The sequence below is a fragment of the Citrobacter sp. Cpo147 genome, from assembly GCF_030332405.1.
GTDB classification, from domain to species: Bacteria; Pseudomonadota; Gammaproteobacteria; order Enterobacterales; family Enterobacteriaceae; genus Citrobacter; species Citrobacter portucalensis.
This window is the reverse complement of sequence record NZ_JAOWHX010000039.1, coordinates 185,624-210,088: the sequence shown is the minus strand read 5'-3', so window position 1 is coordinate 210,088 and position 24,465 is coordinate 185,624. Positions and strand designations below refer to the sequence as shown.

Annotated in this window: 23 protein-coding genes; 16 read left to right on the top strand and 7 right to left on the bottom strand. The window is 52.1% G+C overall.

Going from position 1 to position 24,465, the window contains the following annotated elements; all coding sequences use genetic code 11:
• Positions 1 to 6: 6 nt before the first annotated feature.
• From cysN to rpoS, 11 genes are all read left to right on the top strand, one after another.
• Positions 7 to 1,434 (top strand): sulfate adenylyltransferase subunit CysN, encoded by a 1,428-nt coding sequence (cysN, locus tag OGY06_RS19215; RefSeq protein ID WP_126956668.1) that lies wholly within the window; start codon positions 7 to 9, stop codon positions 1,432 to 1,434.
• The gene (gene cysC / locus OGY06_RS19210; RefSeq protein ID WP_003034157.1) at positions 1,434 to 2,039 is read left to right on the top strand and encodes an adenylyl-sulfate kinase; all 606 of its coding nucleotides are present in this window, start codon (positions 1,434 to 1,436) and stop codon (positions 2,037 to 2,039) included. Before cysN ends, cysC begins: the two co-directional genes overlap by 1 nt.
• 47 nt (positions 2,040 to 2,086) lie before the next feature.
• Positions 2,087 to 2,410 carry a DUF3561 family protein gene (locus OGY06_RS19205; protein ID WP_020996298.1) on the top strand — a complete coding sequence of 108 codons (324 nt, stop codon included), beginning with the start codon at positions 2,087 to 2,089 and terminating at the stop codon, positions 2,408 to 2,410.
• 214 nt (positions 2,411 to 2,624) lie between these two features.
• Positions 2,625 to 2,936, top strand: a complete 312-nt coding sequence (ftsB, locus tag OGY06_RS19200) for a cell division protein FtsB (protein WP_003034163.1) — start codon at positions 2,625 to 2,627, stop codon at positions 2,934 to 2,936.
• An 18-nt stretch (positions 2,937 to 2,954) separates the two neighbouring features.
• Positions 2,955 to 3,650, top strand: coding sequence for a 2-C-methyl-D-erythritol 4-phosphate cytidylyltransferase (ispD, locus tag OGY06_RS19195; protein ID WP_003825722.1), 696 nt, complete (start codon positions 2,955 to 2,957; stop codon positions 3,648 to 3,650).
• A 55-nt stretch (positions 3,651 to 3,705) separates the two neighbouring features.
• The gene (ispF, locus tag OGY06_RS19190) at positions 3,706 to 4,185 is read left to right on the top strand and encodes a 2-C-methyl-D-erythritol 2,4-cyclodiphosphate synthase (RefSeq protein ID WP_003034167.1); all 480 of its coding nucleotides are present in this window, start codon (positions 3,706 to 3,708) and stop codon (positions 4,183 to 4,185) included.
• Positions 4,182 to 5,231 carry a tRNA pseudouridine(13) synthase TruD gene (gene truD / locus OGY06_RS19185; protein WP_003825726.1) on the top strand — a complete coding sequence of 350 codons (1,050 nt, stop codon included), beginning with the start codon at positions 4,182 to 4,184 and terminating at the stop codon, positions 5,229 to 5,231. Before ispF ends, truD begins: the two co-directional genes overlap by 4 nt.
• Complete coding sequence (gene surE, locus OGY06_RS19180) at positions 5,212 to 5,973, top strand: 5'/3'-nucleotidase SurE (RefSeq protein ID WP_003825728.1); 762 nt, start codon at positions 5,212 to 5,214, stop codon at positions 5,971 to 5,973. The genes truD and surE overlap by 20 nt, the downstream gene beginning before the upstream one ends.
• Positions 5,967 to 6,593: a protein-L-isoaspartate(D-aspartate) O-methyltransferase gene (locus OGY06_RS19175; RefSeq protein ID WP_003034172.1), complete on the top strand. Its 627-nt coding sequence runs from the start codon at positions 5,967 to 5,969 to the stop codon at positions 6,591 to 6,593. Before surE ends, OGY06_RS19175 begins: the two co-directional genes overlap by 7 nt.
• A gap of 184 nt (positions 6,594 to 6,777) precedes the next feature.
• On the top strand, positions 6,778 to 7,860 hold the full coding sequence (gene nlpD / locus OGY06_RS19170) for a murein hydrolase activator NlpD (RefSeq protein WP_223240872.1): 1,083 nt from the start codon (positions 6,778 to 6,780) through the stop codon (positions 7,858 to 7,860).
• 62 nt (positions 7,861 to 7,922) lie between these two features.
• Positions 7,923 to 8,915: an RNA polymerase sigma factor RpoS gene (gene rpoS, locus OGY06_RS19165; protein ID WP_000081498.1), complete on the top strand. Its 993-nt coding sequence runs from the start codon at positions 7,923 to 7,925 to the stop codon at positions 8,913 to 8,915.
• Positions 8,916 to 9,057: 142 nt separating this feature from the next.
• Here the strand turns inward: rpoS and OGY06_RS19160 are convergent, their stop codons facing one another.
• Complete coding sequence (locus OGY06_RS19160; RefSeq protein WP_003825812.1) at positions 9,058 to 9,462, bottom strand: MarR family winged helix-turn-helix transcriptional regulator; 405 nt, start codon at positions 9,460 to 9,462, stop codon at positions 9,058 to 9,060.
• A gap of 160 nt (positions 9,463 to 9,622) precedes the next feature.
• Here OGY06_RS19160 and OGY06_RS19155 point away from each other — a divergent pair, with 160 nt between their 5' ends.
• The 3 genes from OGY06_RS19155 to OGY06_RS19145 are packed head-to-tail and all read left to right on the top strand — an operon-like array spanning position 9,623 to position 11,890.
• On the top strand, positions 9,623 to 10,216 hold the full coding sequence (locus tag OGY06_RS19155; protein WP_063940954.1) for a non-oxidative hydroxyarylic acid decarboxylases subunit B: 594 nt from the start codon (positions 9,623 to 9,625) through the stop codon (positions 10,214 to 10,216).
• The gene (locus tag OGY06_RS19150; protein ID WP_003825816.1) at positions 10,216 to 11,643 is read left to right on the top strand and encodes a non-oxidative hydroxyarylic acid decarboxylases subunit C; all 1,428 of its coding nucleotides are present in this window, start codon (positions 10,216 to 10,218) and stop codon (positions 11,641 to 11,643) included. Before OGY06_RS19155 ends, OGY06_RS19150 begins: the two co-directional genes overlap by 1 nt.
• Positions 11,644 to 11,653: 10 nt before the next feature.
• Complete coding sequence (locus OGY06_RS19145; protein WP_200921233.1) at positions 11,654 to 11,890, top strand: non-oxidative hydroxyarylic acid decarboxylases subunit D; 237 nt, start codon at positions 11,654 to 11,656, stop codon at positions 11,888 to 11,890.
• A 92-nt stretch (positions 11,891 to 11,982) separates the two neighbouring features.
• On the opposite strand, the gene mutS is transcribed toward OGY06_RS19145, so the two are convergent.
• The 3 genes from mutS to OGY06_RS19130 all read right to left on the bottom strand — a co-directional run bounded on the left by mutS (position 11,983) and on the right by OGY06_RS19130 (position 16,054).
• On the bottom strand, positions 11,983 to 14,550 hold the full coding sequence (mutS, locus tag OGY06_RS19140) for a DNA mismatch repair protein MutS (RefSeq protein ID WP_148361533.1): 2,568 nt from the start codon (positions 14,548 to 14,550) through the stop codon (positions 11,983 to 11,985).
• A 206-nt stretch (positions 14,551 to 14,756) separates the two neighbouring features.
• Positions 14,757 to 15,269 carry a YqeJ family protein gene (locus OGY06_RS19135; protein ID WP_003825820.1) on the bottom strand — a complete coding sequence of 171 codons (513 nt, stop codon included), beginning with the start codon at positions 15,267 to 15,269 and terminating at the stop codon, positions 14,757 to 14,759.
• A complete protein-coding gene (locus OGY06_RS19130) occupies positions 15,269 to 16,054 on the bottom strand; it encodes a winged helix-turn-helix domain-containing protein (RefSeq protein ID WP_003825821.1) in 786 nt (261 codons plus the stop codon). The genes OGY06_RS19135 and OGY06_RS19130 overlap by 1 nt, the downstream gene beginning before the upstream one ends.
• Before the next feature lie 455 nt (positions 16,055 to 16,509).
• On the opposite strand from OGY06_RS19130, the gene OGY06_RS19125 reads away from it, so the two are divergent.
• A complete protein-coding gene (locus tag OGY06_RS19125) occupies positions 16,510 to 17,115 on the top strand; it encodes a helix-turn-helix domain-containing protein (protein WP_003825823.1) in 606 nt (201 codons plus the stop codon).
• A 42-nt stretch (positions 17,116 to 17,157) separates the two neighbouring features.
• On the opposite strand, the gene OGY06_RS19120 is transcribed toward OGY06_RS19125, so the two are convergent.
• From OGY06_RS19120 to OGY06_RS19110, 3 genes are all read right to left on the bottom strand, one after another.
• Complete coding sequence (locus tag OGY06_RS19120) at positions 17,158 to 18,531, bottom strand: HlyD family type I secretion periplasmic adaptor subunit (protein ID WP_286605881.1); 1,374 nt, start codon at positions 18,529 to 18,531, stop codon at positions 17,158 to 17,160.
• Positions 18,518 to 20,710, bottom strand: coding sequence for a type I secretion system permease/ATPase (locus OGY06_RS19115; RefSeq protein ID WP_050542078.1), 2,193 nt, complete (start codon positions 20,708 to 20,710; stop codon positions 18,518 to 18,520). The genes OGY06_RS19120 and OGY06_RS19115 overlap by 14 nt, the downstream gene beginning before the upstream one ends.
• 89 nt (positions 20,711 to 20,799) lie before the next feature.
• Complete coding sequence (locus tag OGY06_RS19110) at positions 20,800 to 22,143, bottom strand: TolC family outer membrane protein (protein ID WP_286605880.1); 1,344 nt, start codon at positions 22,141 to 22,143, stop codon at positions 20,800 to 20,802.
• Positions 22,144 to 22,475: 332 nt separating this feature from the next.
• Here OGY06_RS19110 and OGY06_RS19105 point away from each other — a divergent pair.
• On the top strand, positions 22,476 to 24,465 hold a 1,990-nt coding region (locus tag OGY06_RS19105), incomplete at its 3' end, for a retention module-containing protein (RefSeq protein WP_286605879.1).

Below are 24,465 nucleotides of genomic sequence, written 5' to 3'. Positions count from 1 at the left end.
GCCGCCATGAACACGACACTTGCACAACAAATTGCTAATGAAGGCGGCGTTGAAGCCTGGATGGTTGCCCAGCAACACAAAAGTCTGCTGCGTTTTTTAACCTGCGGTAGCGTGGATGACGGGAAAAGTACCCTGATTGGCCGTCTGCTGCACGACACGCGTCAGATTTATGAAGACCAGCTTTCATCGCTGCACAATGACAGTAAACGTCACGGCACTCAGGGCGAAAAGCTCGATCTGGCGTTATTGGTTGACGGCTTGCAGGCCGAGCGCGAGCAGGGCATCACCATCGACGTGGCGTACCGTTATTTCTCTACCGAGAAGCGTAAATTTATTATTGCGGACACTCCCGGACATGAGCAGTACACTCGTAACATGGCGACCGGTGCGTCGACCTGCGATCTGGCGATCCTATTGATCGATGCGCGTAAAGGCGTGCTGGATCAGACTCGTCGTCACAGCTTTATCTCCACGCTGCTTGGGATCAAACACCTGGTGGTGGCGATCAACAAAATGGATCTGGTGGACTTTAGCGAAGAGACATTTAACCGCATTCGCGAAGACTATCTTACTTTTGCTGAACAACTGCCGGGCAGTCTGGATATCCGGTTTGTGCCGCTCTCTGCGCTGGAAGGCGATAACGTGGCTTCGCAAAGCGCCAGTATGCCGTGGTACAGCGGTCCGACGTTGCTGGAAGTGCTGGAAACCGTTGAGATCCAGCGCATTGTTGATACTCAGCCGATGCGCTTCCCGGTGCAGTATGTGAACCGACCGAATCTGGATTTCCGTGGTTATGCCGGAACGCTGGCCTCCGGTAGCGTGAAGGTCGGGCAGCGCGTCAAAGTGCTGCCGTCCGGTGTTGAGTCGAGCGTGGCGCGGATCGTAACCTTTGATGGCGATTTACAGGAAGCGCATGCGGGTGAAGCGATCACCCTGGTGCTGAAAGATGAGATCGATATCAGCCGGGGCGACCTGCTGCTTGATGCCGGTGAAACGCTGCCGGCAGTACAAAGCGCAGCTGTTGATGTGGTGTGGATGGCGGAACAACCGTTGTCGCCCGGGCAGAGCTACGACATAAAAGTCGCAGGCAAGAAGACCCGCGCACGCGTAGATAGCGTGCAGTATCAGGTCGATATAAACAACCTGACCCAACGTGACGTTGAAGCGCTGCCACTGAATGGCATCGGTCTGGTTAATCTGACTTTTGATGAGCCGCTGGTGCTGGATACCTATCAGCAGAATCCGGTTACGGGTGGGCTGATTATCATTGATCGCCTGACTAACGTTACCGTTGGCGCGGGGCTGGTGCGTGAGCCAATCGTCCAGGAGCTTGCCACAGCTTCTCAGTTCAGCGCGTTTGAGCTGGAGCTTAATGCACTGGTGCGTCGCCACTTCCCACACTGGGGTGCGCGCGATCTGCTGGGAGGAAAATAATGGCGCTGCATGACGAAAACGTCGTCTGGCATGCCCATCCTGTTACACCGCAACAGCGGGAACAACGCCACGGTCATCGTGGTGTTGTGCTGTGGTTTACCGGGCTGTCAGGTTCTGGTAAATCCACGGTAGCAGGAGCGCTGGAAGAGGCGCTGCATAAGCTAGGGGTGAGCACCTATCTGCTGGATGGCGATAACGTGCGTCACGGTCTGTGCAGCGATCTTGGGTTTAGCGATGCCGATCGCAAGGAGAATATTCGTCGGGTTGGTGAAGTGGCTAATCTAATGGTAGACGCCGGCCTGGTGGTGTTGACTGCGTTTATCTCTCCACATCGCGCCGAGCGAAAAATGGTTCGCGAGCGCGTGGGCGAAGGGCGTTTTATTGAGGTTTTTGTCGATACGCCATTAGCAACGTGTGAAGCACGCGATCCAAAAGGGCTGTATAAAAAAGCGCGAGCGGGGGAATTGCGCAATTTCACCGGAATTGACTCGGTTTACGAAGCGCCTGAATCGCCAGAGATTCATCTTGATGGTGAACAATTGGTAACAAATTTGGTTCCTCAATTATTAGACCTGCTGAGGCAGGAAGATATTATCAGATCCTGAGACACCCGAGCTTGCATGCCCGGTCAGTCACAGTCACAGGATTAGATATGCGTAACAGCCATAACATTACTATTACAGAATCAGATACCTTCGCTGCCGACGACGAAACTACCTGGTCACTCCCAGGAGCCGTGGTCGGTTTTGTCGCGTGGTTGCTGGCGCTGGGATTCCCGTGTCTGATGTATGGCCCTAACACACTGTTTTTCTTCCTCTATACCTGGCCTTTTTTCCTCGCGTTGTTGCCCGTGGCGATTGTGGCGGGTATTGCCCTGCATTCGCTATTGAAGGGGAGATTGCTGCTGAGTATTGCCTGTACCCTGCTGGTGGTTGGCGCAATGTTTGGCGCACTGTTTCTGTGGCTACTGGGTTAGGCATACGTCCTTTCACGCGATCGCCGCTGTTGTTCACTGTCTGGCCATAATTCAAACCGTAACCAACAATGAGATTATGTTCTCCTTACACGGGGTATACGTAACAACGAGCAAATGTGGTACATTTGCCCGCGTTGTCGCGGCATTCCCGTCCGTTGATGTAAAGTTGTCAGCGGAGTTTATGGGATGTTGATGCCGTTTTTCAGGGGGCAGGATGGGTAAACTTACGTTGCTGTTGCTGGCTTTATTAGTCTGGCTACAGTATTCGCTGTGGTTCGGTAAGAACGGCATACATGACTATAGTCGCGTCAACGATGATGTTGCGGCGCAGCAAGCTACAAACGCGAAACTGAAAGCGCGTAACGATCAGCTTTTTGCCGAAATTGACGATCTCAATGGCGGGCAAGAGGCTATCGAAGAGCGCGCGCGTAACGAACTCAGTATGACTAAGCCAGGCGAAACCTTTTATCGTCTGGTGCCTGACGCGTCTAAACGCGCTCAGACTGCAGGGCAAAACAATCGATAAACCGTCCAGGGATTTAACATGGCAGCCACTTTAATGGACGTTTGCGCCGTGGTGCCGGCTGCCGGGTTTGGCCGCCGAATGCAAACAGAGTGTCCTAAGCAGTACCTCTCTATTGGCAATAAAACCATTCTCGAACACTCGGTTGATGCGCTGCTGGCTCATCCCCGGGTGACGCGAGTCGTCATCGCTATTAGCCCAGGCGACAGTCGCTTTGCCCAACTTCCACTCGCAGCGCACCCGCAAATTACCGTGGTGGATGGTGGCAACGAGCGTGCCGATTCTGTCCTGGCCGGTTTGCAAGCCGCAGGTGAGGCCAGTTGGGTACTGGTGCATGATGCCGCGCGTCCGTGTCTGCATCAGGAAGATTTATCTCGTTTGCTGGCAATAAGTGAAACCAGCCGCATCGGCGGGATCCTTGCCGCGCCGGTGCGCGACACGATGAAACGCGCGGAGCCGGGCCGAACAGACATCGCCCATACGGTCGATCGCACCGATTTATGGCATGCGTTGACGCCGCAGTTTTTCCCTCGCGAGCTGTTGCATGACTGTCTGACCCGTGCGCTAAACGAAGGCGCAACCATTACGGACGAAGCCTCGGCGCTGGAATATTGCGGTTTTCATCCGCTGCTGGTCGAAGGACGCGCTGACAACATCAAAGTCACCCGCCCGGAAGACCTGGCGCTGGCGGAATTTTATCTGACCCGAACTATCTAGATACATCATTCTTCAGGCTGCCTGGAGGATGTTGTGTATATCAGGAGAAGGCATAATGCGAATTGGACACGGTTTCGACGTACACGCTTTTGGCGGAGTTGGCCCAATTATCATTGGTGGTGTGCGCATCCCGTATGAAAAAGGATTGCTGGCGCATTCTGATGGCGACGTGGCGTTACACGCGTTAACCGATGCTCTGCTGGGCGCGGCTGCGCTGGGGGATATCGGTAAACTCTTCCCGGACACCGACCCGGCCTTTAAAGGTGCAGATAGTCGTGAATTATTGCGTGAAGCCTGGCGGCGTATTCAGGCCAAAGGCTATACGCTTGGTAATGTGGATGTGACGATTATTGCTCAGGCGCCGAAGATGCTGCCGCACATTCCGCAAATGCGCGTGTTTATTGCCGAAGATCTCGGCTGCCATATGGATGATGTTAACGTGAAAGCGACCACCACGGAAAAACTCGGTTTTACCGGGCGTGGGGAAGGGATTGCCTGTGAAGCGGTGGCGTTACTCATTAAGGCAACGAAATGACTGCGTTTGAAGATCTGACGTATCTCCATGGCAAACCACAAGGCCATGGCGTTCTGAAAGCGAATCCGGAAGACTTTGTCGTCGTCGAAGATTTAGGCTTCGAACCGGATGGCGAAGGCGAGCACATTTTGGTGCGTATCCTGAAAAACGGCTGTAATACCCGTTTTGTGGCTGACGCGCTGGCGAAGTTCCTGAAAATTCACGCCCGTGAAGTGAGCTTTGCTGGCCAGAAAGACAAGCATGCAGTCACGGAACAGTGGCTGTGCGCGCGCGTGCCGGGCAATGCAATGCCTGATTTAAGCAAATTTGAACTCGAAGGCTGTAAAGTGCTGGAGTACGCGCGCCACAAGCGTAAGCTGCGTTTAGGGGCGTTGAAAGGTAACGAATTTACGCTGGTGCTGCGTGAAGTGAGCCAGCGAGAGGACGTTGAAGCGCGTTTGCAGGCGATTAGCGAGCGCGGCGTACCGAACTATTTTGGCGCTCAGCGTTTTGGTATTGGCGGCAGCAACCTGCAAGGGGCGCTGCGTTGGGCGCAAAGCGATGCGCCGGTGCGCGATCGCAATAAGCGCAGTTTTTGGTTGTCGGCGGCCCGTAGTGCGTTGTTTAATCAGATAGTCAGTGAACGCTTGAAAAAAACAGACTTTAATCAAGTTGTTGACGGCGATGCGCTACAATTGTCGGGACGCGGAAGTTGGTTTGTCGCCACGCAGGAAGAACAGACCGAATTACAGCGTCGCGTCGATGATAAAGAATTGATGATTACAGCGGCATTACCGGGCAGCGGTGAGTGGGGAACTCAGCGCGACGCGCTGGCGTTTGAAGAAGCCGCTATTGCTGATGAAACCGCGCTGCAGTCGCTGTTGTTGCGCGAGAAAGTCGACGCATCGCGTCGTGCTATGTTGCTGTATCCACAACAATTAAGCTGGAACTGGTGGGATGACGTAACCGTTGAGTTACGTTTCTGGCTACCGGCAGGTAGCTTCGCCACCAGTGTTGTAAGGGAACTTATTAACACAATGGGTGATTATGCGTATATTGCTGAGTAACGATGATGGGGTCCACGCACCCGGTATACAAACGCTGGCGAAAGCGCTGCGTGAGTTTGCTGACGTACAGGTGGTTGCCCCGGATCGTAACCGCAGTGGCGCGTCTAACTCGCTGACGCTGGAATCCTCACTTCGCACGTTCACCTATGATAACGGTGATATCGCCGTACAAATGGGTACACCTACCGATTGCGTCTATCTGGGCGTGAACGCATTAATGCGTCCGCGTCCGGACATTGTCGTGTCTGGTATTAACGCAGGTCCTAATCTGGGCGATGATGTTATCTATTCCGGTACCGTTGCGGCGGCGATGGAAGGTCGTCACCTGGGCTTTCCTGCGCTGGCGGTCTCACTTGATGGGCATAAACACTACGATACTGCTGCCGCAGTAACCTGCCGTATCTTACGGGCGCTGAGTCGCGAACCGCTGCGCACCGGGCGCATTTTGAATATCAACGTGCCGGATTTACCGCTGGATCAGATTAAAGGTATCCGCGTCACCCGCTGCGGTAGCCGCCATCCTGCGGATCAGGTGATCCCACAGCAGGACCCGCGCGGTAATACGCTGTACTGGATCGGGCCGCCGGGCGAAAAGTGCGACGCCGGACCGGATACAGATTTTGCCGCCGTCGATGAAGGCTATGTTTCCATTACGCCGCTGCATGTCGATTTAACCGCCTACGGCGCGCATGAAGTTGTTTCTGACTGGTTAGACAGCGTGGGAGCCGACACGCAATGGTAAGCAGACGCGTACACACTCTTCTTGAACAATTACGTGCGCAGGGCATCAGAGATGAGCTTGTTCTCGATGCACTTGCCGCCGTGCCGCGTGAAAAATTCATTGATGAGGCGTTTGAACATAAGGCCTGGGACAATATTGCTCTGCCGATTGGTCAGGGGCAGACGATTTCGCAGCCCTATATGGTTGCGCGGATGACCGAGCTGCTTGAGTTAACGCCGCAGTCCCGGGTGCTGGAAATTGGTACCGGCTCTGGCTACCAAACAGCGATTCTGGCACACCTGGTGCACCATGTATGCTCTGTTGAGCGCATTAAAGGTTTGCAGTGGCAGGCGCGTCGTCGACTTAAACAGCTTGATTTACATAATGTTTCTACCCGTCATGGTGATGGATGGCAGGGCTGGCAAGCGCGAGCCCCGTTTGACGCTATCATTGTTACGGCAGCGCCGCCTGAGATCCCAACCGCATTGATGATGCAGTTGGATGAAGGCGGTATTCTCGTCTTACCCGTGGGCGACGAGCACCAGTTTCTGAAACGGGTGCGTCGTCGGGGAGGCGAATTTATTATCGATACCGTGGAGGCCGTACGTTTCGTTCCCTTAGTAAAAGGGGAGCTTGCGTAGATACAGGCTCTGAATACCTGGAGTTTTCCTGGATATTCTGGAATTAGTAAGCGTATCGTGGTCACGTTTCCAGTGCCCAGTCCGATGCCTTGCACGGTGATTACGTCACTGGTTTTAACCAAATTTTCCTGGGGGATAAATGAGCGCGGGAAGCCACAAATTTACCGTTCGCCGCATTGCGGCATTGTCACTGGTTTCATTATGGCTGGCAGGTTGTTCAAATACCTCGAATCCACCAGCGCCGGTCAACTCGGTTGGTGGCAGTGCATCAACGAACACCAATTCCGGCATGCTGATTACGCCTCCACCAAAAATGGGCTCGACGTCGACAGTACAGCAAACGCCACAGATCCAGCCGGTGCAGCGTCCGACCACACAGTCAACACAGATCCAGCCTGTCGCGGAACAGCCTGTGCAGATGGAAAACGGTCGTATTGTGTACAACCGTAAGTATGGGAACATTCCGAAAGGTAGCTATACGGGCGGCAGTACCTATACTGTTAAGAAAGGCGATACCCTTTTCTATATTGCCTGGATTACCGGGAACGATTTCCGTGATCTCGCACAACGCAATAACGTTCCGGCCCCGTATGGCCTGAATGTCGGTCAAACTCTGCAAGTGGGCAACGCGTCGGGTACACCGATTACTGGTGGTAATGCTATTACCCAGGCGGATGCAGCACAGCAAGGAGTTGTGACCAACCCTGCACAAAATTCCACCGTTGCTGTTGCTTCGAAACCAACAATTACGTATTCTGAGGATTCAGGTGAACAAAGTGCTAATAAAATGTTGCCGAACAACAAGCCTGCTGGGACCGTTGTCACAGCGCCTGTAACGGCTCCAGCAGTTAGCGCAACCGAATCAACTGCAAGCTCAACGTCAACCAGCTCGCCAATCTCTACCTGGCGCTGGCCGACTGACGGCAAAGTAATCGAAAACTTTGCGGCTACTGAAGGTGGCAATAAAGGGATCGATATTGCAGGCAGTAAAGGACAGGCTATTGTCGCGACCGCAGATGGACGCGTCGTATATGCCGGTAACGCACTGCGCGGTTACGGTAATCTTATTATCATCAAACATAACGATGATTACCTGAGTGCCTACGCCCATAACGATACAATGCTGGTCCGGGAACAACAAGAAATCAAGGCGGGGCAGAAAATAGCTACCATGGGTAGCACCGGAACCAGTTCAACACGCTTGCATTTTGAAATTCGTTACAAGGGGAAATCCGTAAACCCGCTGCGCTATTTACCGCAGCGATAATTCGGCGGAACCAGGCTTTCACGTGCTAGTTCCGTTAGGGATCACGGGTAGGAGCCACCTTTATGAGTCAGAATACGCTGAAAGTTCATGATTTAAATGAAGATGCGGAATTTGATGAGAACGGAGTAGAGGCTTTTGATGAAAAAGCCTTGAGTGAAGAGGAACCCAGTGATAACGACCTGGCTGAAGAAGAGCTGTTATCGCAGGGGGCCACACAGCGTGTGTTGGACGCGACTCAGCTTTACCTTGGTGAGATTGGTTATTCACCACTGTTAACAGCCGAAGAAGAAGTTTATTTTGCGCGTCGCGCACTGCGTGGGGATGTCGCATCCCGCCGTCGCATGATTGAAAGTAACCTGCGTCTGGTGGTGAAAATTGCTCGTCGTTATGGCAATCGTGGTCTGGCATTGCTGGACCTGATTGAAGAGGGCAATCTGGGACTGATCCGTGCAGTCGAGAAGTTTGACCCGGAACGCGGGTTCCGCTTCTCAACATACGCAACCTGGTGGATCCGCCAGACGATCGAACGGGCGATTATGAACCAAACCCGTACGATCCGACTGCCAATTCACATTGTAAAAGAGCTGAACGTCTATCTGCGTACCGCGCGTGAGTTGTCGCATAAACTGGACCACGAACCGAGCGCAGAAGAGATTGCTGAACAACTGGATAAACCGGTTGATGACGTCAGCCGTATGCTCCGACTCAACGAGCGTATTACCTCGGTAGACACCCCGCTGGGTGGCGATTCCGAAAAAGCGTTGCTGGATATTCTGGCCGATGAAAAGGAAAACGGCCCGGAAGACACCACGCAAGACGATGATATGAAACAGAGCATCGTCAAATGGCTGTTCGAACTGAACGCCAAACAGCGTGAAGTGCTGGCACGTCGTTTTGGTCTGCTGGGGTACGAAGCTGCGACACTGGAAGATGTGGGCCGTGAAATTGGTCTCACCCGTGAACGTGTTCGCCAGATTCAGGTTGAAGGTCTGCGTCGTCTGCGTGAAATTCTGCAGACTCAGGGACTGAATATCGAAGCGCTTTTCCGCGAGTAAGCACAAGTTCTATCAAGAAAGGCCAGTCTCATTGAGACTGGCCTTTTTCTATGTTTGTTGCCTGATGGCACTGCGTTTATCAGGTCTACGGGGAGCAGGACTTTGTAGGCCGGATAAGACATTTATGTCGCCATCCGGCAGATTAGTTCATCATCTTACGCACCAGACGTGTGAACTGCTCACGTTCTTCATCAGATAATCGCCCCAGAAACTCATCATCCACGCTATCGCCTAACGGAGTTGCGCTGGCCAGTAATTCTTCTCCTTGTGCGGTCAAATAAACAAACCGCCGACGCTTATCTGCCGGGTCATGTTCACGCCTGACCAGCTCCCGTTTTTCCATTCGGCTTAGCATTTCCGCAAGGGTTGCCTTGGTACAGACTGCGGCTTCGGTCAGGTCAACCTGCTCAATGCCGGGACGTTCAGCAATGGCACGCATTACCGCATACTGTGGTTTGGTCAGGTCCGGTAATTCATGTTGCCAGCGGGACGTATGCTGCTGGAAGAGCTGACGTAAAAGGTGAAATGCTTTATTTCGTAACGGCATGAGCGCTCCGGAATTCCTGTCAGTCTCTATCATAGCGGGTTACGCATCTTTTTTTAACAATTGCGGCTTTAGCGATCTGTGCGCGATGGCCTTGCCCGAAATGTTATGTGAGAGTATTTTAATCAAAACGTTCGTACACGAACAAAAATTGAGAAACTAAATGAGATTAATTGTCGGAATGACCGGGGCAACCGGCGCACCGCTTGGCGTGTCGCTATTGCAGGCGTTGCGGGAAATGCCCGAAGTGGAAACCCATCTGGTGCTGTCAAAGTGGGCCAAAACCACTATTGAACTGGAAACGCCGCACAGCGTCCGTGATGTGTCTGCGTTGGCCGATTATTGCCACAACCCGGCGGATCAGGCGGCGACCATCTCCTCTGGATCGTTTCGCACTGACGGCATGATCATTATCCCCTGCAGTATGAAAACCCTGGCCGGTATTCGTGCAGGCTACGCGGAAGGGCTGGTGGGTCGGGCTGCTGATGTGGTGCTGAAAGAAGGGCGCAAGCTGGTTCTGGTACCGCGTGAAATGCCGCTTAGCACGATTCATCTGGAAAACATGCTCGCGCTTTCCCGCATGGGCGTGGCGATGGTCCCGCCGATGCCCGCGTATTACAACCACCCGCAAACGGTCGATGACATTACGCAGCATATCGTTGCGCGTGTGCTCGATCAGTTTGGTCTGGAACACCCCAACGCCCGTCGCTGGCAGGGTTTACGGCAGGCGCAGAATTTTTCACAGGAGAATGAATAATGGCATTTGATGATTTGCGCAGCTTTTTACAAGCGCTGGATGACCAGGGGCAATTGCTGAAAATCAGTGAAGAAGTTAACGCCGAGCCGGATCTGGCTGCGGCAGCCAATGCGACCGGACGCATTGGTGATGGTGCGCCAGCGCTGTGGTTTGACAATATTCGTGGTTTTACCGATGCCCGCGTGGCGATGAACACTATTGGTTCGTGGCAGAATCACGCCATCTCTTTAGGCCTGCCGCCAAATACCCCGGTGAAAAAACAGATTGATGAGTTTATTCGCCGTTGGGATAAATTTCCGGTTACGCCGGAGCGTCGCGCCAATCCGGCATGGGCTGAAAACTGTGTTGATGGTGATGAGATCAACCTGTTTGATATTCTGCCGCTGTTTCGCCTGAACGATGGCGACGGCGGTTTCTATCTTGATAAAGCCTGCGTGGTGTCGCGCGATCCGCTGGATCCGGACAACTTCGGTAAACAGAATGTCGGCATTTATCGTATGGAAGTGAAGGGCAAACGCAAGCTTGGCCTGCAGCCGGTACCGATGCATGATATCGCGCTGCACCTGCATAAAGCCGAAGAGCGCGGTGAAGATCTGCCGATTGCCATCACGCTGGGTAACGATCCGATCATTACCCTCATGGGGGCCACGCCGCTGAAGTATGATCAGTCGGAATACGAAATGGCGGGAGCGCTGCGTGAAAGTCCGTATCCGATCGCTACCGCGCCGCTCACCGGCTTTGACGTGCCATGGGGTTCAGAAGTGATCCTCGAAGGGGTAATTGAAAGCCGTAAGCGTGAAATCGAAGGGCCGTTTGGCGAGTTTACCGGGCACTATTCCGGTGGACGTAATATGACGGTCGTGCGTATCGATAAAGTCTCTTATCGCACCAAACCGATTTTTGAATCGTTATATTTGGGGATGCCGTGGACGGAGATTGACTACCTGATGGGTCCGGCAACCTGCGTACCGCTTTATCAACAGCTGAAAGCTGAATTCCCGGAAGTGCAGGCGGTGAATGCCATGTATACCCACGGTTTGCTGGCGATTATCTCCACCAAAAAACGCTACGGTGGCTTTGCCCGTGCGGTAGGGTTGCGCGCAATGACGACGCCGCATGGCCTGGGTTACGTGAAAATGGTGATTATGGTTGATGAGGATGTTGATCCGTTCAACCTGCCGCAGGTGATGTGGGCGCTGTCTTCGAAGGTCAATCCGGCGGGCGATCTGGTGCAATTGCCGAATATGTCGGTGCTGGAGCTTGATCCGGGTTCCAGTCCGGCGGGGATTACCGACAAGTTAATTATTGATGCGACTACGCCGGTTGCGCCGGATAACCGTGGGCACTACAGCCAGCCGGTATGCGATTTACCAGAAACGAAAGCCTGGGCAGAAAAACTGACCGCCATGCTGGCCAACCGTAAATAAGGAGTAGCAGATGATTTGTCCACGCTGTGCCGATGAACATATTGAAGTGATGGCAAACTCGCCGGTAAAAGATGTCTGGACGGTATATCAGTGCCAGCATTGTCTATACACCTGGCGTGATACTGAGCCTCTACGCCGTACCTGCCGCGAGCACTACCCGCAAGCGTTTCGCATGACGCAGAAGGATATTGATAACGCACCGATGGTGCCGAGTATTCCACCGCTGCTGGCAGAAGATAAGCGCTAATCAACACGCCGGGTGCGGCTTAGCCTTACCCGGCCTACATATAGCGATATTTTGCAGGCCCGATAAGCGTATCACTATCGGGCATTACGGCGTTACACCAGACTCTTCAACCGGTAGATCCACTCCAGCGCCTGACGAGGCGTTAGCGAATCCGGGTCGAGGTTTTCCAGGGCTTCAACGGCGGGCGACGTTTCTTCCGGAGCTGACAGGAGCGACATCTGTGTGCCGTCGACCTGAGTTGCAGCAACATTCGGCGCGATGCTTTCCAGTTCGCGCAGTTTTTGCCGCGCGCGTTTAATAACCTCTTTTGGTACACCTGCCAGGGCAGCTACCGCCAGACCATAGCTCTTGCTCGCCGCACCATCTTGTACGCTGTGCATGAAGGCGATGGTATCGCCGTGCTCTAACGCATCAAGATGCACATTTGCTACGCCTTCCATTTTCTCCGGTAACTGAGTCAGTTCGAAGTAGTGGGTGGCAAACAACGTTAATGCTTTGATTTTATTGGCCAGATTTTCCGCGCACGCCCACGCCAGCGACAGGCCGTCGTAGGTGGAGGTGCCGCGTCCAATCTCATCCATCAGCACCAGGCTGTTCTCGGTGGCGTTATGCAGAATGTTGGCGGTTTCGGTCATTTCTACCATGAAGGTGGAACGGCCGGATGCCAGATCATCCGCCGCGCCCACGCGGGTAAAGATGCGGTCGATAGGCCCAATCTCTACTTTCTGCGCCGGAACGTAGCTGCCGATGTAGGCCAGCAGCGCAATTAACGCAGTCTGGCGCATATAGGTACTTTTACCCCCCATGTTCGGGCCGGTGATGATCAGCATCCGTCGCTGAGGCGAGAGGTTAAGTGGGTTGGCGATAAACGGCTCGGTCAGCACCTGTTCAACCACCGGATGACGTCCCTCGGTAATACGAATACCAGGCTTGTCGGTGAAGGTCGGGCAGGTGTAATTCAGGGTATAAGCGCGTTCCGCAAGGTTGACCAGTACGTCCAGTTCTGCCAGCGCGCTGGCGCTTTGTTGCAAATCAGCCAGGTGCGGCAGCAGCATGTCGAACAGCTCATCGTACAGCTGTTTTTCCAGCGCCAGCGCTTTGCCTTTTGATGTCAGAACTTTGTCTTCGTACTCTTTCAGCTCCGGAATAATGTAGCGTTCGGCGTTTTTCAGCGTCTGGCGACGCACATAGTTAATCGGCGCCAGATGACTTTGCCCGCGACTGATCTGAATGTAGTAGCCGTGAACGGCGTTAAATCCAACCTTCAGCGTATCAAGGCCGGTGCGCTCGCGCTCACGGATTTCCAGTCTGTCCAGATAGTCAGTTGCGCCATCAGCCAGCGCTCGCCACTCGTCCAGTTCTTCGTTATAGCCCGGGGCGATGACGCCACCGTCGCGAACCAGCACAGGTGGAGCTTCCACTACGGCACGTTCCAGCAGTTCACGCAGGTCAGCAAACTCACCCATTTTCTCGCGCAGCATCTGTACGGGGGCACTGTCTACGCTTTCCAGTTGCGCGCGCAGTTCCGGTAATTGCTGGAAGGCATGACGCATACGGGCCAGATCGCGCGGGCGCGCAGTACGCAGGGCCAGGCGCGCCAGGATACGTTCAAGATCGCCGACCTGACGCAGCACGGGTTGCAATTCACTGGTGGAATCCTGTAGCGCGCCGATGGTCTGTTGGCGCTCAGTGAGGACTTTGGTGTCGCGGACCGGCATATGCAGCCAGCGCTTGAGCATACGGCTGCCCATCGGCGTCACGGTGCAGTCGAGTACCGAAGCCAGCGTGTTTTCAAAGCCGCCTGCCAGGTTCTGGGTAATTTCCAGATTGCGGCGCGTGGCGGCATCCATAATGATGCTGTCCTGCTGACGTTCCATGGTGATGGAACGAATATGCGGCAGCGAGGTACGCTGGGTATCTTTTACGTATTGCAGCAGGCAGCCAGCCGCGCATAATCCACGCGGGGCGTTTTCCACGCCAAAACCAATCAGATCCCGCGTGCCAAACTGCAGGTTTAGCTGCTGGCGAGCAGTATCGATTTCAAATTCCCATAGTGGACGACGACGTAATCCGCGACGTCCCTCAATCAGTGAGGTTTCAGCGAAATCTTCGGCATACAGCAGTTCAGCGGGATTGGTGCGCTGCAATTCTGCAGCCATCGTCTCGCGGTCGGCAGGTTCGCTGACGCGAAAACGCCCGGAGCTGATATCCAGTGTGGCGTAGCCGTAACCTTTACTGTCCTGCCAGATAGCGGCCAGCAGGTTGTCCTGGCGTTCCTGCAACAGCGCTTCATCACTGATGGTACCTGGCGTGACGATACGCACTACTTTGCGCTCAACCGGACCTTTGCTGGTCGCCGGATCGCCAATCTGCTCACAAATAGCAACGGACTCACCCTGGTTGACCAGCTTAGCGAGGTAGTTTTCTACCGCATGGTGAGGAATGCCCGCCATCGGGATAGGCTCGCCCGCAGACGCGCCGCGTTTGGTCAGGGAGATATCAAGCAACTGAGACGCACGTTTCGCATCGTCATAAAACAGTTCGTAAAAGTCGCCCATGCGGTAAAACAACAGTATCTCCGGATGCTGGGCTTTCAGCTTGAGATACTGCTGCATCATTGGGGTGTGGTTCGTGAAGTCCGTATCAAGTGACTCTTTCATATCGCTTTTGCTCTTTTTTTAATCTTTTTGGGGACCAGGGCAGTCTCACGTGAGCCCCTGGAAACTCACATAAACCCACAAATTTGTCATTCGAAAGCCGCCTGATGGGCAGTAACGACGAGCGTTGGCTCGACCTGAATGGTCTATCTTATCACCGACAACGACTGAGATTCATCCGTAGGTTTTGCCGCCAGAACGCTTATTGATTATTCATTTTCCGGCAAAGCATAATTCTGGCAGTACAGATAGGGGATCCCCTCTTTGGTAATCAGGTATGTCGCGCTGTTCAGCGCAAAAAAATCGACGTTGGATACGCTGGTGTTGGTCAGGAAAAAGTCGGGTAGGAGTTCCTGAATAAGGCTGGCGGGAGCCGTTTCGCGATTGGAAATTTGGATTTTCTGTGAAATCCAAACCGGGCTTGAGCCGTAGCTGGATTGTGTAAAAAGTACCATGCGTTGCACGGTTTGCTCATTATTTTCGGCATCTTTGATAATACCATCAATATTCACAATACCTTTACTGCCCCCGGTTTTAATATCAATAATCCCGCGGAACGAGCTTGTATTGCGTACAATTTCGATGGCAGAGCGGCAAGTGAGATCATGTAACTCGCCATTGTTCTTACTGTACCGATAGACGACAGTAAGAATAAGCGCAGCAAAACAAAGCAGCAGGATAATACCTGTCTGGATGCGGGACGTTCGGGGATATAAGTTCATTAGCTATCATACCGTGGATAATATACCGACTGACAGGCATTTTCTTGCCTGGCTTTTATCGGTGAGCGACACACCAGCACGGACAGTTTCTTAGACTCAGGATAGGTCGTGATATAGATAAATTTATGGCTCTGACACAGTCCTGGGTTTTTGTCGATAAACGCGGTATGCCGGGAGAAATTACTGGCATCGTTATTGAAATAATACTGACAGTCAGTGGGTGCTTTATCCGCAGTGATATAGCCGGAGAAATAATCATCGCTGGCTTGCCACGGATATAATATAAGCACACAAATTATCAGGGTAAGTGCCAACATTACTGTTTCTGCAGCCGTTATCAAAGGTTGACGCGGTGTGTCAGCCAAAAATTCCTCAATGGTGGCATCTGGCGCTAAGGATTCTTCCGCAGAAGCAGAGTTCTCCTCCGGTGTTTCAATGACCTGAATATCAAACTCTTCTTGAATGATCAGCCCTTTGCGGGGGATCGTTGTGATCAGCGGTTGTTCAAGCTCCAGCTGCTGCAAGCTTTTACGCAACGAGAGAATGCTTTGATAAAAGGCGTTGAAACTCACCTGGCGGTGATTTTTACCCCAACCGAATTCCAGTAATTCGTTTTGAGAAACCACTTGCCCGCGATGTTGAATAAGTAATAAAAGACATAACGACGCTGAGTGTTTGAGTTTTATCCGCTGATTGGGGTGATCTACCCGCGCCAGACATTGTGTGGCTGGCGTAAATATTATTCTATTTTCAATCAGATAACTGACATTGCCAGTCTCAGACATATTGTCTCTACTCTTGATGATGCGTCTGGTGGTTGTTTAGTCATGATACCACTGAGCCTATAAAGACCACCAGCATGGACCTGATCCCACAGCGAGAACCGCGAAGTGTTGCAATTTGGTATCATGATATAACAAGAATGATAACTTTTTAATGAAAATAAAACCCATTAAAATCAATTAATTGTATCTTTTTGGCTACTCTGCAAAGAACAGAAAGATGAAAAAATGTCGACAAAGATGATTGCCATTAATTCTTTATGGACAGCGCCATATACTGCCTGGCACCACCACGCGAAAACAGCATGAACCTTAACGCGTCAATGGCACCAGGGAATGCCGGTGGTAGATGTAGATGGGAATAAATGTCAGCTTGTTTGCGAGCTGACATTTATTTTTAGTGCTGAGTAAATTTAACCATCTTTTTGACTAAGCCATAATTTGCGGTAGAGAGTCCCATGTTCCAGAAAGAAATTGAAAATGCTGTAGTGCTCGTTGGCGATGAAATGAAGAAGTCGGATAATGCCTGGCTATCGTTACGTAAAAAACGTCAGCGTATTGATTTGAAGACCGATGGACATATTCTATTTCTGGAGAAAGGGACTGTCTCTGTTTATCGTGTGGAAAACGATTTAGTGACCGTGAGTATTTCTGCACCTGCTATTCTCGGCCTGCCACAAATGCGTACGGAAGTGGCTGGTCACTATTTACGTTGTGATACTGATTGTGAAATGTGGGCGATGAGCGTCCAAAATGCCGATCACCTGTTTACGACCAAAAACTTATGGAAGCAGGCGTTTGATATCTTAACGCATCATCTTCAACGTTATTTCCAGCGTGAGGCGTTGCAGTCGCACCGCACTATACGTGAGCAGATTATTGAACACGTGAAATATATCTGGGCAATGGAGCCAGGGGTTCGTGAGAAAACGTCCGTGTATACTTTTATTTTGACCCGTAACCATATCTCGCGTAGCGCCATCCATAAGGTGTTACAGGAGCTGGTTAATGACGGGAAAATCATCCTGAATCGTGGAAAGCTCTCTTTTTGCACGCCGTTATAAACTCATGCGCTCCCCGGCAAAAATGTAAGGGAGCGCAACCTATCAACGTTCTCTGAGTGCTTCCGCGCGTGCGCGAATAATCGGTTTTAACAGGTAGCTCAGAATCGTTTTCTTGCCGGTGAGAATATCGACGCTCGCCACCATGCCGGGAATGATCAGCATCGGATGCTCTTTTGTTCCCAGATAATTTTTATCCGTCTGCAAACGCACAATATAAAAGCTGCGGCCCTGCTTATCGGTAACGGTGTCCGGGCTTATCTGCACTACTTCGCCTTGCAGACCGCCATAGATGGTGTAATCGTAAGCGGTAAATTTCACCATCGCATGTTGACCCGGATGGAGGAAGGCGATATCGCGCGGCTGGATTTTGGCTTCGATTAACAGTTTGTCATCCAGCGGAACGATTTCCACTAGATCGCTGCCCGGTTGAATGACGCCGCCGATAGTATTCACCATCACCTGCTGGACGATACCCCGCACCGGTGAGGTGACCATGGTACGGTTCACCCGATCCTCCAGTGCTTTAACGCTTGCCTGGGTTTTACTCAGATTGGTGCGAGCTTCATTGAGTTGGGCCAGCGCATCGCTCTGGAAACGGCCACGGCTTTCACCGATTTTATTCTCAATCTCTTTAATTTCTGACGTGGCCTTGGGCAGCGACAGGCTAATAGAATTGAGCTGCCCGGCGGTTTCCACTTCGGTACGACGCAGGCGCAGCAGTTCGACTTTTGAAATGGCACCTGAAGCGAGCAGCGGCTCGGACATTTTGATTTCCTGACGGATTAACCCGAGGCTGTGCTTAAACTGATCCTCCTTTGACTCAAAGTCGCGCAACTCCTGTTTTTTCTGCACCAGTTGTTCTTCAAGCCCGGAAATTTCGTTGTGAAATTGTTCCCGGCGGCTGTTGTACAGCTCGGTTTCTCCCCGGGCGACATCCGGCGCCTGGCTGGCTATCTCGGGTGAAATCACAAAGTCCCGGTTTTCAACTTCCGCCGTCAGGCGTTCTACCTTGGCGCGCAGACCGAGTTTGTCGGCTTCAGTTTCGCCAACGTTGGAGGCGAAACGCGTGTCATCGAGGTGCAGTAATGGGGTTCCGGCGTTAACGATTTGCCCTTCATGCACATATAGCTCGGTAACAATCCCCCCTTCCAGGTTCTGGATTTTTTGCAGTTTTGATGAAGGGATCGCTTTGCCTTCACCGCGTGTCACTTCATCAATTTTTGCAAAACCAGCCCAGATGAAGGACAGCACCACCAGCGTGAGGATCACCCACAGCGTCAGTCGTATCACTCTTGGGGCGTCATCAATTATGGCCTGGCTAACCTCATTAATACTGTCAGTTTGATTTTCATCACGACCGCGAAAATAGTGCTGCATATAGCTGCGGGCACGAGTCAGGAGATCAGCGAGACGCATTAATTTGCCCCTTTTTCAACGCATCCATCACTACCCCTTTCGGACCGTCTGCGATGATGCGACCTTTATCAACAATAATCAGACGGTCAACCAGCGACAGCATGGAAGCGCGGTGCGTGACCAGTAATAACGTTTTTCCCGCAATGCAGGGGGCCAGTGCGTGTTTGATCTTCTCTTCGCTGGTGTTGTCCATCGAACTGGTGGGTTCATCCAGTAGCAGGAGAGGGGGATCAAGCAACAGTGCGCGCGCTAGCGCCACCGCCTGCCGTTGCCCACCGGAAAGCTGGGAGCCGCGTTCGCCGACCTGCAGGTTATAGCCGTCGGGATGCAGGCGTGCGAATTCGTTGACGCCCGCCAGTTCTGCCGCTCGCAGCATGGTTTCGTCATCGACATAGCGCGCTCCGCACAGCAGGTTATCGCGCAGCGTGCCGTTGAATAGCTGGATGTCCTGCGGCACGTAGCCGATGCTGTGGCGCAGATCGTTCACATCCAGCTGACGAGAGTCGATACCATCGATCAGCAGGTTCCCGGCGCTCGGCTGGTATAAATTGACGATTAGTTTACTCAGCGAACTTTTACCGGAACCGCTGCGCCCGATAATGCCGATGCGCTCACCGGGCTGAATGGTCAGGTTAATTTTGTGCAGCGACAGGTTTTGTTGCTCCGGGTAGCTGAAATCCACATCGCGAAATTCAATGCTGCCCTGTAACTGTTCACGCTTGAGCGGGTTTTCATCCGCACGGCGCTCCTGCGTCAGCGACATCATTTTCTCAGTGTTTTTGATGGTCAGCTTCGCCTGCTGATAGCGGGCGATAAGGCCGGTGAGCTGACCCAGCGGCATGAGTGCCCGACCGTTAAGCATGTAGCAGGCGATCAAGCCACCCATACTCAGTTTGCCGTCGATAATCATGTACACCCCGACGATGATCATCACCACGCCTGAAATTTGCTGGAACCAGCCGGTGAGATTGCTCGCCAGGCTGGACAAGGTTTTCACCCGCAGTTCGAGACGGCTCAGGCTACCCAGCGTTTGTTCCCACTGGAACTGGCGTTCGCTCTGGGCATTATTCACTTTGATGGCATCCAGACTGCTCAGGGTTTCAATCAGTAGCGCCTGGCGTTCGCTGGCGAGGCTCATGGTTTTTGCCACAGCAGCGTTGACCGGTTTTTGTAGTGCCCAACTGCACAACAGGGCAATCGGTAATGTCAGTACCGGGATCCATGCCAGCGCGCCGCCGATAATGCCAATAACAATCAGCAGTAACAGGGTGAAGGGCAAATCAATAATTGTCGTCAGAGTGAGTGATGAGAGGAAATCACGCAGCGACTGAAACTCGTGAATGTTTTGCGCAAAGCTGCCCACGCGCGCCGGGCGCTCTTTCATCTCCATGCCGATAATGCGCTCAAACAGGGTCGAAGAGATGATGAGATCGCTTTTCTTACCTGCAATATCAAGGCAGATACCGCGCAGCATTTTTAAGATCAGATCAAAGACAAAAGCCAGGCAGATGCCGACTGCCAGCACCCATAATGTGACCGTTGCCTGGTTTGGCACGACGCGGTCATACACATTCATGGTAAAGAGCGGTGTGCCGAGCGCAATCAGGTTGATTAACAGACTGGCCAATACCGCATCCATATACAGAAAACGCGACAGCTTCAGCGTGTCTTTAAACCAGGATTTGGTGCGCGGCAGAAAGGCCTCAGCCTGCAAATCGAATTCGTGGCGCGGATGCGCAAAAATGACTTTACCCGCATAGTTTTGCTCAAGCGTGGCGGCATCAACGCAAATTTCTCCACCTTCGCTTTCGCTGGGCATAAAGCGGGCGCTACCGTCATCGTTCCAGGCCAGCAACACCCCGGTTCCCCCAGAGTTCAATAACAAGACCGCTGGCAGAGACATCGCTGGAATTTTATCGAGTGAGCGCGTGACGACTCGCGCCTTTAAACCGGCCCTTGCCGCCGCGCGTGGAAATATATTCAGCGTGAGCCGATCGTTTTCTAATGGCAGGCCACTGCTTAATGTTGAACGACTCGCCGGTTTTCCGTGCAGAGAACACAGAATTAGTAAGCTATCTAATAACGGGTCGTCATTATGGCTACGTGGGTCGTGATGTTGAGAATTAGGACGAGCGTGATTCTCAGGGACGTCATTTAATAATTCGGCTTGTGCACTCATTTTCGCAACCATTCTGACCGTGCACGGTTAAATAATAGCAAGCTAATTATAAGCGTGCAGGTCAGGGATTTATTGGGGATTAATAATTATTAATGAAGTTCCGGTAAGCTATTTTCTTCTGCTGAATCTACCGGTTGCCCCGAAGGCGGCGGTGTGATTTTTAGAATATTCATTAATTCCCCGGTGCGTTCGCTAATACGATAGCCACTGGTCATGGCCAGATAACGTAATTCAACAAGACGGCGTTTAGAGGAGAACACTTCATTTTCACTATCGAGTAAATCCAGCAGTGTACGCTCGCCAAGACTAAATTGATCCTGATAAGCCGTGCGCACTTTGACGCTGCGGTCGGCATATTCTTCCGCCGAAGGAAGCTGAGCGCGTGCGTTTTGCAGTGCGGTCCAGGCCAGGCGTAGCTCCTGATTCAGCTGGCGCAGCGTGTTATTACGTACATCCTGGGCCTGCTTGTGCAGATAAGCACGGGAGTTCATGTTGGCTTTGTCGCTGCCACCCTGGTACAGGTTGTAATGCAGTTTGACCATCGCCTCCCACTCTTCGGTGTGCGCGCGAGTGGTATCGGTGTTGTTGCTAATCCCGCGGGAAAGCTCAACGTCCACACGTGGATAGAAGGTGGATTTCGACGCTTCGTACTGCTGGTGCGCAGCTTCGATATCCGCATTGGCAGACTTCAGTAATGGATTATTTTTTTCCATCCGACTTTTGGCATCTTCCAGCGAGGTGGGCAGTTGAGAGTCAATGCTCTCTGGCTGGCTTAAACCCTGCGGGTCCATGCCCGTCACGCTGACAAAGGTGGTTTTCGCGTCTTCAAGGTTAGTCTGCTCGGTCAGCAGGTTGTTTCGCGCCTGCGCCAGACGCGCTTCGGCCTGCATAAAATCCCCGGAGCGCCCAACGCCCTGATCGGTACGCAGTTTTATCTGGTCGTAAATGCGCTCGTGGTTCGCCAGATCGTCTTCAGCAAGGCGCACAAACTCTTCGCGTTGCAGCACGTCGAAATAGGCCTGAATCACCGCATAAGCGGTGCTTTCGCTGGTGTTCATCACGCTGTAAGCGCGTGAGTCTACGGTCGCTTTTTGTCGTGCCACTTCGCTGTTGGTCGCAAAGCCGTTAAACACATTTTGCTCAAGGCTGATAGTCGCCTCGTTAGGGGACTGAGTCAGGCCGTTATTGCGACCAGTCGCGCGGGTAGTTGCATCATCAACATTTTTGCGCCCGGCCTCTGCGTTTAAATTTAGTGATGGTAAATAACCACCTTGTGCGGCCCGCAGATCTTGCTCTGAGGAATAACGGCTATTAATTGCAGCATTAACTTCAGGATGATTGGCTAATGCATCTTTAACTGTATTTTGTAAGTCTTCTGCATTTACTGCATTTATTGAAAAACATGAAAGCAGAAAAACTAAAAGCTTCTTCATGACATGAATGCCCTATATCTCACGGTTATGACATCCAGTTGTCATCGCTATCATCCATTTTTACAAACACGTTATATTAATTAACAAATGTGAATTATCTTAATTGAAGCCTGTAATCAGCTATTCAGCGACATGTTTTGTCACATCGTGTTTTATTTTTGGTTATTTTTTATTATATTCATTTGCCAGTCAAGTCTCATGTAATTGCATTCTATAAAATGTGTTTTTTTCTACATTGAGATATTAATGTTTACATTAATTGAATGTGATATTTGTTCGTTAATATATTAACGAGTTTATAAAAATAATGATGGTAATTAAGTGAGGTTACGGTGAGCAAATTACTCGGTGTGATCAAAGCAATTATTGGACAGGTTTACGTAGTTGATGCCAATGGTGCACAACGACTGGTTCATGAAGGCGACAGGGTATATAGCGGTGAAGAAATTGTTACCGGTGCCAGCGGCGCGGTAAGTATCTCTTTACCAGACGGAAAAACGCTGGATATAGGCCGTAATAGCCATTGGGGTGAGCATGGGCTACAGGTTAGCCATCATCCGGAAAGTAGTGCTCAGGATATTGCCGCCGCACAAAAGGCCATTGCCGATGGCGCTGACCCGACGCAGGTGCTGGAAGCCACCGCGGCGGGTAATGAAGCACCGGTAACCTTAGAAGGCGGCGGTGGGGGGCACACTCTGGTTCAGCTTGAACTGACCGGGCAGGTGGTTGATCCGACAGCAGGTTTTAACACCAAAGGTCTGGGAAGCCCGAACTGGGATATCAACTTGCCAATTGGGGGAATTGATGCAGGTTCCGCGAGTGTTTTCCCGCCTGAGGTGCAAATTACCGAGTTTGCCGGCAACGACGGTTTCATTAACAAAAGCGAATTCCACCAGACCCATTTAAGCGGCACCAGTAATCAAAATCACATCACACTCACCTTCACCGATAGCCAAAAAAACACATTTACCGTTACTGTTCCGGTGAGCAACGGGCACTGGAATATTGATACCGATCTGGGGGGACTGGTTCCGGGAAATGTAACAGTGGTGGCAATCGCGACAGATGTGACGGGACGAACGGCAGAAAGTTTTGACCATGCACTGATTGATATTACCGGACCAAACATCGACATTACCGTTGATAACGTCACGCCGGATAACATCATTAATTACGAAGAGTCACGTCAGCCGCAAACGCTGATCCACGGGTTGGTCGGCGGCGATGCTAAACCCGGCGATATCGTTACTTTATTGGTTGATGGTAACGAATATACCGGCGTTGTTACCGACCCCGGTAATGGGACTCTGACTTATACCATCCCGGTACTGACTCAGGGGTTACTGAATGACCCGAATATTCACGCCACATTAACTTCTACTGACGACGCAGGAAACACCACCATTGTTTCCACGGATCATCATGTCGATAACGACCTGTATGCGCAAAATGCCGTGACTATTGAAACGGTGGCGAATGATGATGTCGTCAACGCTAATGAGTCTCGTATGCCGACCACTATTTCTGGCGTTGCCAGCGGTGATGCGAAAGTGGGTGATCCGGTCACGTTGACCATTCAGGGCAAAGCGTTTCAAGGCACGGTTTTCGACGATCATGGCCAGCTACGCTATGAAATCGTTGTGCCTTCCGCAACCCTCAAAGAGGGGGCTAACGATGTGCAGGTGACGCTGGTCAGCCACGATGCGGCGGGCAACGAAGTGACTGCGTTCGCGCACCATACAGTGGTGCTGGATACCCAGGCACATAACGCCCTCACGATTGATGATGTCACGACAGATAACACCCTGAATCGTGCTGAGCTGTATATGCGTAACCAGGTGATTTCCGGAACCGTCAGCGGAGAAGACGCGAAAGCGGGCGACCCGGTACTGGTAGAGATCAATGGCCACCAGTATAACGGTCAGATCATCGATCTCGGCAATAGCACGCTGGGCTATCGTATTGCGGTGAACGCAGCCGATTTTGCCAACAACGTTGCAAAAGTCGATGGTTATATGGACGTGAAGGTAACGGTCACCTCTCACGATGCGGTGGGCAATCTGGCGATTGCCACCGACACCCACAGCGTGCATGTCGACAACTTCGCGGAAAACACGGTACATATCGATACCGTGGCGAACGACAATGTGGTCAACGCTATTGAAAACCGAATGACCACGCTGATAAGCGGCGTGGCAGGCGGCGATGCCAAAGCGGGGGATACCGTTACCGTCAGCGTGCAGGGGCAGAATTTTACCGGAACGGTGGTCGATGATAACGGCGAACTGCGCTACGAAGTGGCGGTGCCGGTCGGCACGCTGA

Excerpts from the sequence above, each read along its gene's own strand:
- OGY06_RS19125 (WP_003825823.1), top strand. The coding sequence starts at position 16,510 with ATGTTCCAGAAAGAAATTGAAAATGCTGTAGTGCTCGTTGGCGATGAA.
- ftsB (WP_003034163.1), top strand. The coding sequence starts at position 2,625 with ATGGGTAAACTTACGTTGCTGTTGCTGGCTTTATTAGTCTGGCTACAG.
- OGY06_RS19175 (WP_003034172.1), top strand. The coding sequence starts at position 5,967 with ATGGTAAGCAGACGCGTACACACTCTTCTTGAACAATTACGTGCGCAG.
- OGY06_RS19130 (WP_003825821.1), bottom strand. The coding sequence starts at position 16,054 with ATGTCTGAGACTGGCAATGTCAGTTATCTGATTGAAAATAGAATAATA.
- OGY06_RS19150 (WP_003825816.1), top strand. The coding sequence starts at position 10,216 with ATGGCATTTGATGATTTGCGCAGCTTTTTACAAGCGCTGGATGACCAG.
- OGY06_RS19120 (WP_286605881.1), bottom strand. The coding sequence starts at position 18,531 with ATGCGTCTCGCTGATCTCCTGACTCGTGCCCGCAGCTATATGCAGCAC.
- ispF (WP_003034167.1), top strand. The coding sequence starts at position 3,706 with ATGCGAATTGGACACGGTTTCGACGTACACGCTTTTGGCGGAGTTGGC.
- cysC (WP_003034157.1), top strand. The coding sequence starts at position 1,434 with ATGGCGCTGCATGACGAAAACGTCGTCTGGCATGCCCATCCTGTTACA.
- OGY06_RS19205 (WP_020996298.1), top strand. The coding sequence starts at position 2,087 with ATGCGTAACAGCCATAACATTACTATTACAGAATCAGATACCTTCGCT.
- cysN (WP_126956668.1), top strand. The coding sequence starts at position 7 with ATGAACACGACACTTGCACAACAAATTGCTAATGAAGGCGGCGTTGAA.
- OGY06_RS19110 (WP_286605880.1), bottom strand. The coding sequence starts at position 22,143 with ATGAAGAAGCTTTTAGTTTTTCTGCTTTCATGTTTTTCAATAAATGCA.
- mutS (WP_148361533.1), bottom strand. The coding sequence starts at position 14,550 with ATGAAAGAGTCACTTGATACGGACTTCACGAACCACACCCCAATGATG.
- OGY06_RS19155 (WP_063940954.1), top strand. The coding sequence starts at position 9,623 with ATGAGATTAATTGTCGGAATGACCGGGGCAACCGGCGCACCGCTTGGC.
- truD (WP_003825726.1), top strand. The coding sequence starts at position 4,182 with ATGACTGCGTTTGAAGATCTGACGTATCTCCATGGCAAACCACAAGGC.
- OGY06_RS19135 (WP_003825820.1), bottom strand. The coding sequence starts at position 15,269 with ATGAACTTATATCCCCGAACGTCCCGCATCCAGACAGGTATTATCCTG.
- OGY06_RS19160 (WP_003825812.1), bottom strand. The coding sequence starts at position 9,462 with ATGCCGTTACGAAATAAAGCATTTCACCTTTTACGTCAGCTCTTCCAG.
- rpoS (WP_000081498.1), top strand. The coding sequence starts at position 7,923 with ATGAGTCAGAATACGCTGAAAGTTCATGATTTAAATGAAGATGCGGAA.
- surE (WP_003825728.1), top strand. The coding sequence starts at position 5,212 with ATGCGTATATTGCTGAGTAACGATGATGGGGTCCACGCACCCGGTATA.
- OGY06_RS19115 (WP_050542078.1), bottom strand. The coding sequence starts at position 20,710 with ATGAGTGCACAAGCCGAATTATTAAATGACGTCCCTGAGAATCACGCT.
- OGY06_RS19145 (WP_200921233.1), top strand. The coding sequence starts at position 11,654 with ATGATTTGTCCACGCTGTGCCGATGAACATATTGAAGTGATGGCAAAC.
- ispD (WP_003825722.1), top strand. The coding sequence starts at position 2,955 with ATGGCAGCCACTTTAATGGACGTTTGCGCCGTGGTGCCGGCTGCCGGG.